General features: G+C 69.7%; 8 protein-coding genes and 1 riboswitch. All 8 genes read left to right on the top strand.

Annotated features, from left to right (window positions below; translation table 11 throughout):
* Positions 1 to 615 precede the first annotated feature (615 nt).
* The gene (locus tag FDZ70_01385) at positions 616 to 1,983 is read left to right on the top strand and encodes a hypothetical protein (GenBank protein ID TLM80283.1); all 1,368 of its coding nucleotides are present in this window, start codon (positions 616 to 618) and stop codon (positions 1,981 to 1,983) included.
* Positions 1,984 to 2,704: 721 nt separating this feature from the next.
* A complete protein-coding gene (locus FDZ70_01380) occupies positions 2,705 to 4,678 on the top strand; it encodes a tetratricopeptide repeat protein (protein TLM80284.1) in 1,974 nt (657 codons plus the stop codon).
* On the top strand, positions 4,668 to 6,155 hold the full coding sequence (locus FDZ70_01375; GenBank protein TLM80282.1) for a hypothetical protein: 1,488 nt from the start codon (positions 4,668 to 4,670) through the stop codon (positions 6,153 to 6,155). Before FDZ70_01380 ends, FDZ70_01375 begins: the two co-directional genes overlap by 11 nt.
* A gap of 159 nt (positions 6,156 to 6,314) precedes the next feature.
* Positions 6,315 to 6,442: riboswitch (molybdenum cofactor riboswitch) on the top strand.
* A gap of 253 nt (positions 6,443 to 6,695) precedes the next feature.
* On the top strand, positions 6,696 to 7,367 hold the full coding sequence (locus FDZ70_01370) for a twin-arginine translocation signal domain-containing protein (GenBank protein ID TLM80281.1): 672 nt from the start codon (positions 6,696 to 6,698) through the stop codon (positions 7,365 to 7,367).
* Positions 7,368 to 7,415: 48 nt separating this feature from the next.
* Positions 7,416 to 10,904, top strand: a complete 3,489-nt coding sequence (locus FDZ70_01365; protein TLM80280.1) for a hypothetical protein — start codon at positions 7,416 to 7,418, stop codon at positions 10,902 to 10,904.
* A gap of 15 nt (positions 10,905 to 10,919) precedes the next feature.
* Positions 10,920 to 11,780, top strand: coding sequence for a hypothetical protein (locus FDZ70_01360; GenBank protein TLM80279.1), 861 nt, complete (start codon positions 10,920 to 10,922; stop codon positions 11,778 to 11,780).
* Entirely contained in the window at positions 11,780 to 13,069 is a 1,290-nt protein-coding gene (locus tag FDZ70_01355) for a hypothetical protein (protein ID TLM80278.1), read from the top strand. Before FDZ70_01360 ends, FDZ70_01355 begins: the two co-directional genes overlap by 1 nt.
* Before the next feature lie 134 nt (positions 13,070 to 13,203).
* Positions 13,204 to 14,288: hypothetical protein (locus tag FDZ70_01350; GenBank protein TLM80277.1), on the top strand; the 1,085-nt coding region annotated here is incomplete at its 3' end.

Below are 14,288 nucleotides of genomic sequence, written 5' to 3'. Positions count from 1 at the left end.
GCGCGGGCACGGCGACCGCGCGCGAGGCGACCGCCTCGGCGCCCGCCTCCGGGTCCGCCGCCGCGACGCGCTCCGCGAGCGCGATGGCATCGGCCGGCGCGTCGCCCTCGGTCGCCGCCACGGGCTCGAACGCCGAGAAGCCGCTGTGCGGCGACTGTCACGGGGCGCACGACATCGAGGTCCTGGAGGACAATCCCGCCGGGCAGCTGCGGCTCCACCGCCAGGGATACGAGGTCTGCGGGCGCTGTCATCGTGACTGGTGGGACAGCTACGCGGACTACTATCATGGCGCCGCGTTCAAGAAGGGCACGAAGGACGCGCCCGCCTGCTGGGACTGCCACGGCTGGCATGAGATCCGGCCGTCCGACGACCGGCGTTCGGGGGTCTCGGACGCCAACCTCGTCGAGACCTGCGCGAAGTGTCACAAGCAGGCGAAGGAGAAGTTCGTCGTGGCGACCAGGGACATGATCCACGGACGCGCGGACGCACGGCAGGAGAATCCGGTGTACGCGGCGTACTCCCGCGTGCGCGACGCGATCTCCGGCTTGTTCGGCCGTCGCTCGGACTAGGTATCACCGGCCCTCGCGGGCCTTCTCGGGAAGGGGAATGGGGCACATGACAGGAACGTACGGACGTTGGTTGCGGCGGGTCGTCCCCGTCGCGCTGCTCGCGGCAGCCGCGCTGCTCGCGCTGGCGGTCCCGGTCGTCGCGCAGGAGGCACCGGCGGCGCCGACGCTGGCCGACGCCGCCTCGATCGACCAGCTGAACGAGCTGTGGGACCTGCTGGAGACGGGACCGGTGTTCAAGCAGAAGTGCCAGAACAAGCTGTGCCACCCCACGCTGCTGTCTGCCGATGCCCGGCGCGGCAAGGTGTCCGAGATCATCTTCAGTCACGGCATCCACATGGGGCAGTTCGACTGCAGCGCGTGCCACACGCGCTTCCCCCATCAGGCCGGCGGCGAGCCCGAGAAGCCGAGCATGAAGCAGTGCTTCTCGTGCCACGGCCTGCGGCATGGGCCGATGGGCATCGTCGCGTATGACGCATGCGAGACGTGCCACCGGACGCGCCGCGAGGACCTCCGCCCGTCGTTCCATACGGCGGACTGGGCGGCCAAGCCCCACGTCGCTCCGTCGCTCGCCGAGTTGCAGACCCGGTGCATGATGTGCCACGAGGGGAGGTTCTGCGACGACTGCCACGCGGAGGAGTACGTCCGCTGGGAGCCCGAGGCGCCCGCGACCTACACGTACGACCCCGGCTATAGCTGTACGTCCTGCCACGAGCAGCCGAGCCTCGTGCGCACCGGCCCGAGCGGCGTGCAGTCCTTCGCGATCAGCGGCCTGTCGGAGTCGGCCCACGCCGACCTGTCGTGCGTGAAGTGCCACTCCGACTTCAAGTACGACGACACCAAGGACGCGAGCGCGGACTGGACCGTGAACGCTGGCCTCGCGTGCATGAACTGCCATGACCACGAGTCGCAGGCGGGCGCGTACAAGAAGTCCGTGCACTGGGCGGGGACCCAGAAGGTCCGCGGCCTCGTAGCCGGGAACGCTCAGATGGCCAACTGCGGCTCCTGCCATGGCGGCCACGACATCATGAGCCTCGACAGCCAGCTCGCGTCGGCCGCCCTGCATGCCTCGGCCCTCGAGGTCTGCGCGCGCTGCCACGAGGACTACTACGCCTCGTACAACGACTACTACCACGGTGCCGCGTACAAGAACGGCACGAAGGACGCTCCCGCGTGCTGGGACTGCCACGACGCGCACGGGACCCTGCCGTCCGCCGACCAGTCGTCGTCGGTGTCCGCCGGCAACCTGCCCGGTACCTGCGCCGGCGGTCTGTCGCCCAACATGCGCTGCCACCGCGACACGAGCGAGAAGTTCGTGGCGAACGCCAAGGACCTCATCCACAAGAAGCCTGCGACGGCCGAGAACAACCCGATCAGGAAGTTCTTCCGGAAGGTGTTCAAGCGAGACAAGGGCTAGACACGCCGGTACGCGCACTCAAGGGGGTGGTGGCTGCCGTCGTGGTGGCCGCCGCCCTCTCGCTGTCGCTCGCTCTGCCGGCATCGGCTCAGGAGCCGGCGGCCATCGACCTGACCGGCCCCGTCGAGCGCGCCAACTGCGCCCCCTGCCACCTGAGGATCGCCGAGACCGACATCCCCGGGCTCATCTTCTCGCACGGCAACCACCTCGTGTTCCCGTGCGAGTCGTGCCACCGCATCTCGCCGCACGAGAACGGCGTGACGCGACGTCCGGACATGGACGCGTGTTTCGCCTGCCACGGCGTGGAGCACGAGGACGGCCTCCTCGCCACCGGCGAGTGCCGCGACTGCCACCCGCCCGGCGTCACGTTGCGTCCGCGCTCGCACACGGCGACGTGGGCGCAGGAGCCCCATGCCGCCGTCGGGCGGCGCGACGGCGTGAGCCGCTGCATGATGTGCCACGACGCCGGCCCGGACTGCGACGCCTGCCACGCCGAGAAGCGGCTGCGCGGCCCGGACAACCGGCCGCTCCAGCAGATGCCCGGCGCGTACCTCTCGGTCGTCCCGGAGATCGTCGACAGGCCTGCGGTGGTGGTCGATCCGAACGCCCCGACGACGATGGGGCAGTGCGTGTTCTGCCACCCCGACATCGACGTCCTGTCCGCGCCGATGCGCAAGCGGCTCATCTTCAGCCATGAGCCGCACCTGAAGGACAACCATCAGTGCGCGGCGTGTCATCCCGAGTTCGGCCACGGCGCGGAGACGATCCGCCGCCCCGACATGCTCTCGTGCTACCGCTGCCACGGCCTGCTCCACGGCGCTCAGGGCCTCGTCGCCACCGAGGAGTGCGACGCCTGTCACCCCAAGGGCTTCGAGCTCGTCCCGCCCGATCACACCAAGCAGTTCATCGCCGGGACCCACAAGAAGCACGCGAACGAGCAGCCTGCGTACTGCGCCCAGTGCCACAAGCCGGAGTTCTGCGTCGAGTGCCATGCCGGCCGCAAGAAGCTCGCGGACGGGAAGATCAGCAAGCCGGTCATTCCCGCGGATCACAAGTCCAAGGACTGGAAGACCAAGCACGGCCCGCCCTACCTCGCGCAGAAGGGCTCGTGCGCGTCGTGCCACGACTCGCCCTCGTGCCAGCGCTGCCACAAGACCGTCATGCCGCATCCGTCCGACTGGCTGAAGAAGCACAGCCTCGAGGCCGGGGTGCCCAAGGAGGACTGCAACGTCTGCCACACGGACCGGCGGTTCTGCCAGGAGTGCCACCACGACCGCGTCAAGCGGCTCGAGCTGGTCGAGGCCAACTGCACGCCGTGCCACAAGGAGATGAAGCAGAAGCCGCCGACGAAGATCAAGAACAAGGGCTTCGCCGAGCACGCCGTGCACTTCAAGGTCGCCAAGCGCTTCGGTGGCCCCAAGGACCGGCCGTACCTCTGCGACGAGTGCCACATCGGGTTCGGGCACGTGACCGTCGGTGGAGATTCTGCGGGGACGCACGGCCAGAACCTCCCGAGCGCGGCCCACGACGTGCGCCTGTGCTACGGTTGCCACGGTGCTCTGGACTACCGCAACGTACTCATCGCCAAGTATCCCGGCGCCGAGCTCTGCCGGCGCTGCCACCAAGAGCTGCGGCTCTGACACGCCGGGCGCCGCGCGTCCGGCGTGCCGCCCCGGGAGGTCATCTCGTGGAACTGCTCGGCCGACGCATCCGCCCGCTCGACGCCGCGCTCTGGATCGTCGGGGCGCTCGTCGCCGTGGTCGCGGTGTGGCTCGGCGCGGCGCTCGTCACAGACCGGCTCTCGGCCGGCGGGGACTCTCCCGTCACGCGCGAGATCGCCGCGCTCGAGGACCTCGTCCGCAAGGAGCCGGCGAACGACGTCGCGCGGCTGCAGCTCGCCCAGGCGCTGTCGATCGCCGGCCGCGAGGACGAGGCGGTCACGCACTACCGGGCCGTCCTGCAGGAGGATCCCGAGAACGTCACCGCGCTGTCGGGCCTCGGCTTCATCGCGAGCACGCGCAAGCAGTGGGAGACCGCCGAGGGCTACTGGCAGCGCATCATCACCCTGCTGGAGCAGACCGAGGGGTCCGGCCAGAACCAGGCGCTGGAGACCGCGTACTTCTACATGGGCGACGTCCTCCTCGAGCAGAAGCGCTACGCCGAGGCGATCCCGTACTACCGGGCCGCCCTGCGCATCAAGCGCAGTTCCGCGGACGTGCACTACCACCTCGCCGTCGCGTACCGCGAGACCGGATCGCCAACCAAGTACCGCGAGGAGCTCGAGGCCGCTCTCGCCTTCGACCCCGTGATGCCCGAGGCGAACTACGACTACGGCAACATCCTGCTCGCGGAGGGCGACCGCGCGACGGCCGCGGAGCACTTCCGCGCGTCCGTCGACGCGGCCCCCGGCATCGAGGCGCCCGTCGAGGCGCTCGAGGCCCTCGGGCCCGCGGAAGACCGCATCGCCGCCGCGCAGCGGCTCCGCGAGACCGACCCGAAGGCCGCCCTCGTCGAGGCCCGCATCGCCGCTGCCCTCGAGCCCTCCGACGTGGCCGCGTGGGCGCTGTGCGCCGGACTCTACGAGAAGACCGGCGACGTGGAGCGCGCCTTGCAGATGTGGAAGCGGGTCGTGGCGCTCGACGGCCAGAACGCCGAGGCCAACGAGGCCGTGAGGAGGCTCTCGGGTGCGAAGTAGTCACGAGAGCCGCGCGGAGCGTTTCGAGCGCGAGCGCCGGCGCAGGAAGATCGTCGCGCTCGTCCTGCTGCTCCTGCTGCTCCTCGCGCTCGGCTACAGCGCGTACTACTTCAGCGCGAACCGCCGCCTCCCGATCGCCGACGTGCTCCCGGACGCGTTGGCCGAGGTCCAGCCGCCCCGCTACCTCTTCTCCATCACCGGCCAGGGCGGCAGCCGGCTCGACGACGTCGTCGGGCTCGCCTACCGCGGCACGCGCGTGTACGTCGTCAACTTCGCCACCAGGACCGTGCGCGTGTTCGACCGCGACGGGCGCTACCTCTTCGAGTTCAACGCGGTCGACGGCGGCGTCCTGAAGAACCCGGTGCACCTCGCGACGGACTCCAAGGGCCAGGTGTGGGTCACAGACCGCCGTCTGCGCTCGCTGTTCGTCTTCGACGCGGACGGCCACTACCTGCGGAAGTTCTCGCCGGGCGCGGCCATCGAGGCCAGCTGGACCCCGCTTGCGGTGGCGTTCGACGAGAAGGGCCGGCTGCTCGTCACGGATGTCGGCGTGACGACCGAGCATCGCGTCCACGTGTTCGATCAGGCCGGCAAGCACGTCGTGACCTTCGGGAAGACCGGCCAGGTCGCGTACGACCAGGACGACCCCGGCAGCTTCTACTTCCCGAACGGCATCGCCGGCTATCGCGACCTCGTCTATGTGGCGGACGGCGACAACCGGAGGATCCAGGTCTTCGACCTTGCCGGCAGGTTCCAGAGGTTCGTGGCGACCTCGGGCGTCCCGCGCGGGGTCGCGATGGATGACACCGGGCGCCTGTACGTCGCCGACGCACTCGCGCACCAGATCGATGTCTACACCTCGGAGGGCGACAAGGTGGTGCGCTTCGGCGAGCAGGGCGTCGGCACGGGGCAGTTCAGCTTCCCGAACGACGTCGCTCTCGACGGCACCGGGCGCATCTACATAACGGACCGCGAGAACGACCAGGTGCAGGTCTGGGCGTGGCCGGTCGCCGAGGCGCCGGTCGAGCTCGCGCGCAAGTACCCGTGGGCCGCTGCGGCCGCCTGCTGCCTGCCGCCGCTGTTCCTGCTCGTCCCGTTGCTGCGCCGCCGCCGCAAGTACGTCGTCACGCACGACTTCGTCGAGGCGCTCGTCGCCGACGGGCAGGTGCGCGAGATGGACGGCACCGGCCTCGAGTGGCTCGTGCCGGTGGCCGAGCACCCGCAGTACGTCGACCGCGTCGAGGACGGTGTCGACCTCGGCGAGCTGCTCGTGGCCGAGGAACACTCGCCGTCCGACGCCGCCGACCTCCAGGCGCGCCTCGAGGTGGACGGCCGCACGGCGGTGCTGCTCGCGATCGCCCGGCGCGTGAAGCGCCTCGCGACCACCGACGAGGAACTGCGCAAGAGCGCGGTGCTCCTCGGCATCGACGTCTACGGGCCGGAGGAGTTCCTCAGAAGGCACGGCAGGAGGCGGTGACGACCGCTCGTCGTTTAAGGGTGCTTCACACACCCGCGAGGGTGTTGACATGCCCATTGACCGGGCGTAGTGTGCGGTTCACGCGCTTGTAACTAGTGTTACAAGAGCGGCCGCCGAGGAGCTCGCCGGCAGCGGGCGCTTCAGGCGGCGCGTTTGACACAAGGAAGATGTCTCCGAGCCCTCGCGACCTACCGCGGCGCCATCCGCTACGGTCCTTGGGCCGATAGGGTGTCAGGGGAAACCCGGGCGCCTCCCCTTCTTTGGAAAGGAGACGACACCCGAGGCGGCGCGCCGGCACGCGCGCTGTCGAAGGGTGCCCGTGCCGGGGAAGGGGACATCATATAGAGGTGGCAGTCCAGGTCGATCGCTGACGCGGCTCTTTCTCGCCGCGACCGGGTCGGCCTTTTGCGTTTCGCGTACTCCCGCGCGCGTCGCTGAAGCCCGGATGAAAGGAGGCGGTGAGGCGGAAGCGAAGGGCACAAGGGCCCTGCGGGCGGGAGCGGAAGGTTTCAAGTTCCCCTGAGGAGTGAGGGAAGAAGGATGGGACACAAGGAGACAGACTTCGAGGGCCGCGGGCTTTCTCGGCGCGACTTCTTGAAGGCCACGGCCGCGACGGTCGCCGCAGGCGGCGTCGCGGACTTCGCCTTCAACGCCGAGCAGGCTCTGGCCTACGAGGGTGTCGCCGGCTACACCGTCACAATCTCGACGTGCCCCTACTGCTCCGCCCAGTGCGGGCAGCGGGTCGTCGTCGAGGACGCGACCGGTGAGGTCGTCGACATCTACGGTGACTACCAGTCGCCGACCAACTCGGGCGGCCTGTGCGCGAAGGGTGCGGGCGCGTTCCAGCTCGTGACCAACCCGCGCCGCGTGGGCGCGTACGAGTTCCCTATGACCTACCAGAACCAGACGCTGGCCGCCCACCCCGAGCACGCCGAGTTCGCGTCGGACGGCACGGGTGACCCCGTCATCTACAAGCGCGTCGAGGGTGTCAGCGACTGGACCGCCATCGACATGGCGACCGGCCTGTCCGAGATCGCCACGGCGATGGTCGCGGCCCGCGGCAGCTTCACCGCCGGCGAGGCGAGCGGCTACAACAGCCAGTCCGTGGCGTTCTTCGGCTGCTCGCACATGAACACGGACGAGAACTACCTGTACCGCCGCATGATCGCCCAGTTCGGGACCACGAACACCGAGCATCAGGCCCGCATATGACACTCCTCCACGGTGGCCGGTCTGGCCGCCGCATTCGCGAGGGGTGCCATGACGAACTCCTGGACGGACATCGGTAACGCGACGCTCGTGGTCGTGATGGGCGCGAACCCGTCCGAGAACCACCCGGCGTGCATGGCCCACATCAACCGGGCCCGCGCCGCCGCTCCGAAGACCCTGCCCGGCGGGCAGACGTCGAACAAGCCGGCCGCCGAGCTGTGGGTCATCGACCCGCGCAAGACGCGCACCGCATGCCAGGCCGACCGGTTCATCCGGATCCGCCCCGGCACCGACATCGCGTTCATCAACGCGGTGACGAACTACATCCAGACGGCGCTCGACGCCGACCGTACGGGCGGCTGGACGGACCAGCGGCTCGTGAACCTGAACGCCTTCCTGAACCAGACTGGCAACCAGGCCTGGCGCGCGGACGACGGCACGAACACGGGCACGATCTCGCGGTCGAAGTACACGGACGCCCGGCTCATCGTGAACAGCGGCGGCACGGACTACGACCGCGCGCTGCACGAGACGAGCACCGGCTCCGTGATCACCGCCTTCCCGCGTGTCGCCTCGACCTACTACGGCGACGCGCAGACCGTGTACAACCGCCTCAAGGCGCACACCACGCACTACTCGCCGGCGATCGCCGCGGCGATCTGCGGGTGCGACGCCCAGGACATCATCGACGTCGCCGAGAAGATGATGGACCACAGCCGCATCTCCAGCTACAACACGGCGACCTCCGTCCTGGGTACGGCCGACACGATCATCGGCGACCCGACCAGCCAGTACTACCGGTCGACGACGATGCTCTACGCGATGGGCCTGACCCAGCACACCTACGGGTCGCAGAACGTGAAGTCGTTCGCCGTCATCCAGACGCTGCTCGGCAACGTCGGGCGCGCCGGCGGCGGCATCAACGCGCTGCGCGGCATCCACAACGTCCAAGGCTCGACCGACATGGGCGTGCTGTACGGCAACATCCCGGCGTACTCGGGCAACCCGAGCACCCAGCCGTACGAGGACACGCACGCCTTCGGCAAGTACATCGACGCACTGTGGGGCATCCGCATCAGTCGGGCGAAGCGTGCGTATCTTGCGCTCGCGTCCGGTGCAGGCGAGACGGTCAAGTACGCGGCGAAGACCGCAGGCGTAGCGGGCAACAGCTACTTCGTGCGCTATCTCGACCCGGGTGTGGCGGGAGCGCTGTCCGTGGCCGTCCTGGCCAACACGCCTGCCGCAGGCCAGACCACGGTCCAAGTCACGCTCGCGCACGACGGTGTCGCCCCCACCTCGACCGCCAACGACGTGGTCGCGGCCATCAAGGCCTCGGCGGGCGCTGCGGCGCTCATCGACTGCATCGTGTCGGCCGGCGGAGCCACCGTGGTGGCCGCGGCCGGTCCGACCGCCCTCGCGGGTGGCGTGGACGCCGACTACAACCCGGCGTACCCGGGCTCCGGCCTCGCAGGAGCGGGCACCGGCCTGCCGACGCTGAGCGGCATGGCGCTGCAGCAGTACGGCTTCTACAGCATGACGCGGAAGTGGTTCGGCGACACGACCTACGTCTCGAAGGCGGACGTCGACAAGATCTACTCGCTGTGGCCGAAGGTCAACGGCACGAACCACATCCAGATGTTCCGCAACATGATCAGCCATGGTACCGGCCAGAGCGACACGCTCACCTTCAGCGGGACTCCCGGCACGATCACCCTCACCAAGAAGGGGATCAAGGCCGGCACGATCGCGATTGCCGGCTACACCGAGGGCACCGACTTCAAGGTGAGCTACCCGACGGGCGTCATCACGCGCATCGCCACGGGGACCATCCCGGCAGGCGCCACCGTGACGGTGACCTACGACTACGGCATCACGGCCGCGATGGTCTGGGGCCAGAACCCCGCGATCACCGAGCCGAACCAGGCGAAGGTGCGCGAGGGCCTCTACCAGCTCGACACGCTGGTCGTGACGGATATGTTCGCGACCGAGACCGCCCAGTGCGACCGCAAGCCGGGCGGCGTCACGTACCTCATCCCGGCGTGCGCGCACGTGGAGAAGGCCGGCTCGGTCACCAACTCGGGCCGCACGCTCCAGTGGCGCACCGCCGCCAGGCCTCCGCGCGGTAACAGCCGTTCGGACATGTTCTGGCTGTTCAAGATGGCTCAGGCGCTCGATGCGGCGAGCGCGTTCACGCACATCACCGGCGTGTGGGCGACTCTGTCCACGCCGAAGGCCGGCTCGGTCTACACGAACATGTACGTGAATCAGTACGCCTTCACCGAGGCGAACTGGGACCCGGCCGTCCCTGCGACCGCGGTCGCGGCCAACGAACTCGTCGCCGAGAACGTCTTCAAGGAGATGGCGACCGGCTCCACCGCCGGCGGGACGATCTGGATCTACACGGACGGCTACAAGGCGGCGCTCACCGACGAGCGGCCGGCCGACTACGGGGCGTGGACGCTTGCCAACCGCGCCAAGTCGCGTGAGACCACCGACCTGTGGGGCACCTTGGCGTTCCCGCGCTGGGGCTACTCGTGGCTGGTCAACCGTCGCGTGCTCTACAACAACGGCGACGTGATCCGCGCCGTCGCGCCGACGTACCCGTCGTGGGCTGCGTCGACCGCATACGCGCTCAACACCAAGATCGTCGCAGCGAGCAAGATCTACCGCTGCACCACCGCCGGCACGTCGGGCGCGGTCGCTCCCACGTGGCCGGCGTCCGGCACCGTCAACGACGGCACCGTGGTGTGGACCTTCTTCGCCAGCGCCACCGCGGCAGAGGAGCCGGACGCGTATCAGGGTCCCGACAAGTGCGCGAGGCTGTTCGTCTCGACCAACTCCGGCCTGATCGACTACGCCGACTCGAACTACCGCACGATCCACCGTCTCTCCGACGTCCCGAAGACGCCGGCGGGGGCGAATCCTGCCGTGCACGTGCTGCCCGGCCGCTTCCCGGCGCACACCGAGCCCTACGAGTCGCCGCACGACGGCACCATCGCGGGCAAGGCGGACTACGCGACCACGTACGGCTACAACAGCACCGGCACCGCGGGCAACCTGCTGCTGTCCGGCACGCCGCGCGGCACCGGCGCCACCTACCCGTACGTGCTCACGACGATCCGCTGCGTCGAGCACTTCCAGGGTGGCCCGATCACCCGCAACAACCCCGCCAACCACGAGGCCGAGCCCGAGCCGTGGATCGAGATCAACTCGGTCGACGCGCGCACCGAGGGCATCTCGACGGGCGACTGGGTCAAGGTGATCACCGCTCGCACCGACGGCTACGCGAACGACCAGCTCGATGACGACCCGCACTTCCCCGACGCCGCCTACGGCCAGGGCTTCCGTGCCCGGGTCGGCGTGGGCGTCGAGTCGAACCAGCGTGTCGCCCAGGGCGTGGTCGCCATCCCGTGGCACTGGGGTGAGCGCGGCCTGTCGAAGGGTTCGCGTGCGAACGACATCACGATCGACGCGATGGACGCCAACACGACGATCCCAGAGTTCAAGGCCTGCCTCTGTCGAATCGTCCGGATACCTTAAGGAGGTGCGTGAGAGATGACCCGTATGGCGATCCTTCAGGAAGTCGACAAGTGCATGCGGTGCAACGGCTGCGTGATCAGCTGCAAGCGCACCTGGCAGATGGTGAACGAGACGATCGGCGTGCACCGGACCGCGTATGACCAGCGCGTGGCCATCAAGTCCCAGAAGAACGTGGACATGGGCCCGTTCGTGCGCTTCAGCTGCTGGCACTGCCCCGATCCCCCCTGCGTGACCGCGTGCCCGTTGAGCGCGCTCGCGAAGCAGGAGAACGGTGCGGTCAGCATCGACCCGACGGTCTGCAACCCGGCCGTCTGCAACCAGGAGTGCGTCGCCGGTTGCCACCGCGGCGGGTTCCCCAAGATCGGCGTCGGCTCGGAGCAGTACCCGACGGCCAAGGCGTGGAAGTGCACGATGTGCTGGGGCCGCGCCGGTGACGTCGCCACGTACGTGGCCGCCGACCCGACGCTCACCGCCAAGTACGGCCAGCCGCTCCCGACGCGTGCGACCACGGCGCAGATCACCGCGTGCGCCGAGCGCGCCCACGAGCCTTCGTGCGTCTTCACCTGCCCGGCCAAGGCGATGCGCTACGAGCCGGAGGCGACCGTGTGGGCCGAGGTCCAGGCGCCCGCCAACGGCTACGTCTCGTTTGCCGGCGGCGGGGGCGGCTCAGTCATCTGGGCGAGCAAGAAGTACTTCATCGCGCAGCCGAAGGCCGACCCGCTCATGGAAGACCACCTGAGCCCGATGGTGAGCGAACTGCTCGCCGGTCCGTTCGCCAAGGCCGCGGCTGCTGCTACACTCGTCGCCGGCGGCCTGCTGGCCATCGGCGCCGCCAAGGCGAAGAACGCCTCGAAGACGGAAGGGAGCGTGGACTGATGGCCAAGAAGCTCACGGTGCTGTTCGCCGTGGCGCTCGCCGCCGCGGTCCTGATCGCCCCGGCCGTCGCGTACGCGAACTTCGCGGTCCACGGCAACTACACGCAGGACACCGACGCGTGCGCGGGTTGCCACAGGGCCCACACGTCGTTCAGCTCCATCACGTGGTCGGACGGGACGAACACGCACAGCGCGCTGCTCGTCTCCTCGGCGACGCGGATGGACCAGTTCTGCTATGCCTGCCACGGTGCGGACGCCCAGGGCGCCGACACCAACGTCGAGGAAGGTGTGTACGAGGGCACGCTCTACGGCACCCAGAACGCCATCCTCAACGGCGGCGGCTTCGCCTCGCTCGGCCCGACAGCCACGACGTCCACGCACATCAAGGACGGGGCGGCCTGGTGGGCATGGGGCGGCGGCGTCTACGGTGCGGCGGCGTCCTCGCCCTTCAACCCGGCGACGGGCGCCACGGGCGAGATCGTCACCGGCATGACGGACGACGACATCGACATGGACTGCGCCACCTGCCACGACCCCCACGGTTCGTCGAACTACCGCATCCTCAAGGACATGGTGTACGGCAACCGCGTGGGCGGCTACTACGGTACGGGGAGCAACCCTGCCCCGACGCCGTGGGTGTGGTCCGCCGAGCCGGGCTACCCGGCCAACGGTTTCGCGCTGCACACCTCGTACCCGTCCTACGTCCCGAACTACACGACCCCGATGTACGCTCGCGGTGAGACGTGGACCGTCAGCGGCACGGACGTCGACGGCGTCTCCGGCGCCATCAAGGGCATGAGCGGCTGGTGCGTGGGGTGCCACGGCACCTACCTCACCAAGACGAGCGTGTACAACGCAGGCGACCAGCGTGCCGACGACGCCACCACCGGCATCTCCGGATGGGGCGCGGCGACGGTCGATCCGTTCATGACCCGCCACCGTCACCCGATCAACGTGCCGCTGTCGAACTACGCCGGCGCGCGCGCTCTCGTGGTCACGGACAACCCGCTGCCGCTCGCTCACAATCGTGCGACCGAGTCCGGCGCCATCACCAACACGGCGACCGACTGGGTCGAGTGCCTGACGTGCCACCGCGCGCACGGCACCTCGGCGATCATGACCGGGTACGCGGACTCGTACTCCAACTGGGAGCCCGTGCCCGACTCGAACCCGCTCGCGGAGTTCGGGACCGGCGTGAATCTGGCTCCTGATGGTGTTCCGCCGGCGGACAGCAGCGCTCTGCTGCGCGCCGACAACCGCTACGTGTGCGAGGTCTGCCACAACAAGTAGGCGCCTCGTCACGCAACGGGATCGACGGGCAGGGCCGGAGGCGACTCCGGCCCTTCTCCTTCCACCGCGGTACACGCGTTCTCCACGACGATGCGGCAGTGTCGCCGTACCGGCAGATGACGTGAGGGCGAAGGATGCGAGGCAAGGGGATCATCGCGGCTGCGGCCGCGGCGCTGGGCTCCACGGCCCTGGCGCTCCTCCAGCCCGGACTGACGGGTGGCGTCGCGCCCGCCTGGGTCGGGGTCGCGGGAGCGGTCGGAGCGGTCGTCGCCACCGCGGCCGTGTTCAGGCTTCCTGCGGCGCGCGAGTGGTCGTCGCTCGGCACCGCGGCGATCGCACGGCAGGTCGCAGGTGGTGCCGCCGGCCTTGCCGCAGCGCCGCTCCTCGTGATGGCGAACCGCTACACCGACGCTCCGTCCGCGAGCGAGGCGTTGTTCCTCACCACCGCCGGATGGGCGTTCGTCGCGGCCGCCGGCGGGGCACTCCTCGAGCGGCGCGCCGGTCGGCCCGTCTCGCTCATGGCCGCGGTCTCGGCGCTCGTGGGATGCGCCGCGCTCGTCGCATCGTGGGAGTTCCCGAGCTCGTTCTCGCCGTTCGTGAGGTTCCCGCGCGAGGAGGCGGCGTTCCTCGTCGCCGGCGCCTGCTGGGCTCTCTACTCGGTGCTCATGGCGCGCGAGCCGGCCGCCGCGAAGCGCCCCGCGGCGTGGGTCGCGGCGCTGACCGGGCTCGTCGTCAGCGTGGCGGCCCTCGCGTTCAGTGGTGAGCTGGCGCGGTCCGAGGTCCCGCGGCTCGCGGCGTACGCGGCGGCGTCGGCTGTGTTCGTGGCCGGCTGGCTCGTGCTCCTGCGCGACGTCGGTCTCATGCGTTCCGCGGCGGCGCTGTTCGCTCCGCCCGTGCTGGTCACTGCCCTGTCGTGGGCGGCCGCGGGCACCATCGCCGGCGGGCAGCCGATGCTGCTCGGCCGGACTGCTGCGGCTGCGGCGCTGGCCGCGGTGTCGGCCGGTGTGCTGGCGTGGCCGGGTCCCGCTGCCGAGGTCGTGCAGCCTGTCCGGCGTGCCGTCGCGCTCGGGGCCGCGGTGCTCGCGGGGGCGCTGGCCGTGGCCGGCCTGGCGGCGGACGCGGTGGGCGCTTCGGTCTCTGTCCCTTATGCACATCTGGCGCCGCCGACGGCAGAGGATGGGGAGTTCCCGGGTGCCGGGTGGACCTGTAAGATAGTAGG

Source organism: Actinomycetota bacterium (assembly GCA_005774595.1).
GTDB lineage: Bacteria > Actinomycetota > Coriobacteriia > Anaerosomatales > D1FN1-002 > D1FN1-002.
This window is presented reverse-complemented; position numbering and strand designations above follow the sequence as displayed.

Bases quoted from the DNA above. Each gene is read 5' to 3' on its own strand.
- FDZ70_01360 (TLM80279.1), top strand. From the start codon at position 10,920: ATGACCCGTATGGCGATCCTTCAGGAAGTCGACAAGTGCATGCGGTGC.
- FDZ70_01385 (TLM80283.1), top strand. From the start codon at position 616: ATGACAGGAACGTACGGACGTTGGTTGCGGCGGGTCGTCCCCGTCGCG.
- FDZ70_01355 (TLM80278.1), top strand. From the start codon at position 11,780: ATGGCCAAGAAGCTCACGGTGCTGTTCGCCGTGGCGCTCGCCGCCGCG.
- FDZ70_01370 (TLM80281.1), top strand. From the start codon at position 6,696: ATGGGACACAAGGAGACAGACTTCGAGGGCCGCGGGCTTTCTCGGCGC.
- FDZ70_01365 (TLM80280.1), top strand. From the start codon at position 7,416: ATGACGAACTCCTGGACGGACATCGGTAACGCGACGCTCGTGGTCGTG.